Source organism: Pseudothauera rhizosphaerae (assembly GCF_004801305.1).
In the GTDB taxonomy this organism is placed as follows: Bacteria; Pseudomonadota; Gammaproteobacteria; order Burkholderiales; family Rhodocyclaceae; genus Pseudothauera; species Pseudothauera rhizosphaerae.
Genome location: NZ_SSOD01000033.1, coordinates 1 through 2356, shown reverse-complemented (window position 1 = coordinate 2356; position 2356 = coordinate 1). Strand labels below are relative to the sequence as shown.

The following is a 2356-nucleotide window of genomic DNA, read 5'->3' as shown; positions in this document are numbered from 1 at the left end:
TGGGGGACCTGGCAAAGAAGTACGACTGGGAGGAAGGCTCGCCGCAGAAGCTCGCCCTGCATGGTCTCGTCGGGCTGATCTCGGCCAAGGTGGGCGACGGCAATCTCGCCGCGGGTGCCCTGGCCGGCGCCGGACAGGAACTGCTCGCCAAGGAACTGTCCGCCTACCTCAAGGAAAACGGCTACGACTACACGCAGATCGACCTCGCCGACCCGAGTCTGAGCGCGGAGGAACGCAGCGAGCGCCAGGCGGAATACGACCGGCTCAAGGGCGGACACGACAGCCTGCTGCAACTGGGGGCCGCGCTGGCCGGCGCGGCGGTCGGAACGCTGGCCGGGGATACCCAGGGGGCGGCCACTGGGGCCAGTACTGCGTTCGTAGGGGTGACAAACAACTTCCTGACCCACGAGGAATCGTCCCGCCGCCTGCGTCTGAAGGACGAAAAGAATGCCTGCACCGACGACGCTTGCCGGGCAGAGAAGCAAATGGAAATCGACCGACTGGACCGGCTGGACGGTTGGCGCGATCAGCAGATCGAACAAGCCTGCCAAAGCCCGGCAAGTCCCGCTTGCCAAGCGTGGACGACGGCCATTCAGTACGCCGCACAAAGCTACCGCGGACAGTTCGGCAATGACGTTGATGTGGCCGAACGGGCCAGCGTGTTGAACAAAGCCTTCGAATATCAACAGACAGCCGACAACCCATTCCTGCAAGGCGTTGGCAAAGGGCTGCTCAAACTGACACCGCCGGGCTTGGTGGTCGTAGGTCTGGGCGCTGCCGCCATGACTGTGCAGGCCGTTGTGGAAAACGGCGCCACCCAGACCTTGATTGACATCGCCCAAGGCATCGCGGACTTGCCTGCTGACCTGAAGGCGCGGCTTAACAGTTCCGACCCCACCGTCCAGGGAGAGGCGCTGGTCGATCTGGTGGCGCTCGGCACCGGTGTGACGGTCGGTACGGCTGGTGTCGGCAAGGTGGCAGTGAACAAGCTGGGGCAGAAGCTTGATGAGCTTGCTGCGGCTAAGGTTGAAGCTAAAGCGTTGGCCGAGCGTATGAAGGAGATTGCCATTCACGCTGATGATAATCGGCTTGGAGATTTGGCGGAGAAGATTGCAGCAGCAGAGCGCGCTGGCTGGAAAACCGCTGAGGGCAAAACTTTATGGCCCCCGGAGAACGGTAAGGTACCCGGTACAGAGCGCATAATTGAAATCAATGTTGGTGAGAAGTTGGATAGATATGGGGGAACAGGAAAGAACTCAAGTTTCCTGGCGCCTTCAGGGACTCCTGTTAGTCAACGAGCTTTGCCAGACGCGACAGATCTTTCTCTCAGAGATGAGTATATTGTGATGAAATCATTTAAAGTGGAAGAAAGCCGGGCTACGCCATGGTTTGGCAAAGAGGGAATGGGGGTGCAGTTTGAGACTACGCTGGGTACTGGAATGACAATTCAAGAACTGGTTGATGCTGGATATCTAATTAAAATTCAGAAATGAATATGAAAACAATTTCCGTTCCAGAATATGTAGAGAACTGGTTCAATCGCCCACTGAGGCACCCGAGCCCCAGGTTCGATGCAGTGGAAAGAAGTATTGAACGCGTTTACCTGCTAATAAACGAAGCGCTCAAAGATCTAGATTGCCCGAATTGGGAAATAGCTGGAACACGATACCACTCGCCAAAAGATATAGAGCCATATGGGTTTGAAAGGGTGGACGACAAATTCTATATATATTCAGAGGAGCGTGGGCAACGTAAGCCAATAGCGATATTTAAGAGTCGTAACAGGGCGGCGGAATACTTTGTCTGGCTCGTTTCAGATGGGAAACGGACAATAGATTGGAGCTTGTTCATGGATATGGAGCTTTAAGGCAGCGGAAAGGACTGGCAGTATCAAAGGGGTGGAGTGATTTACTTTCAAAAGTACCAATTTTTGAGACGAATCGGTCGGGGGCTCAACCATGATTAGAGCGCCATGGGGAAATCAAGAGTACTGGGATGCTAGGGTTAGGTTTGATGAGGAGGTCGTTGTCGAGAATTGAACTTTACTTGAACAGCCTAGTAAAAATCCTGCTTACGATCCACAGTTTTCCTTCAATCTATCAGAAAGACATCAACGCCTGATTTACCGGCGTTACTCCCGAGGCGATTCAATCCGCGAGCTAAGTCTGTAAGAATCAAAGGGGTCGTAGTCATTTGATTTCCGAAGAGATCACCCTCGCCGCGCAGCGGGACATCCACCTGCAAGCGGCGGCCAACACCAGCACGCTGCGCAACACCAACAAAAGCAGCAGCGCCGGGGTCGGCGTCACCTTCGGCTTCGGTCAGCAAAACGGCTTCTCCATCCAGCTCAACGCCG

At 55.2% G+C, this 2356-nt stretch carries 2 protein-coding genes; both read left to right on the top strand.

Annotated elements, in window-relative coordinates; genetic code table 11:
* The coding region (locus E6O51_RS21595) for a TNT domain-containing protein (protein WP_136387099.1) at positions 1-1493 on the top strand (1493 nt) is incomplete at its 5' end.
* Between the two features lie 700 nt (positions 1494-2193).
* On the top strand, positions 2194-2356 hold a 163-nt coding region (locus tag E6O51_RS22525), incomplete at its 3' end, for a hemagglutinin repeat-containing protein (RefSeq protein ID WP_168735362.1).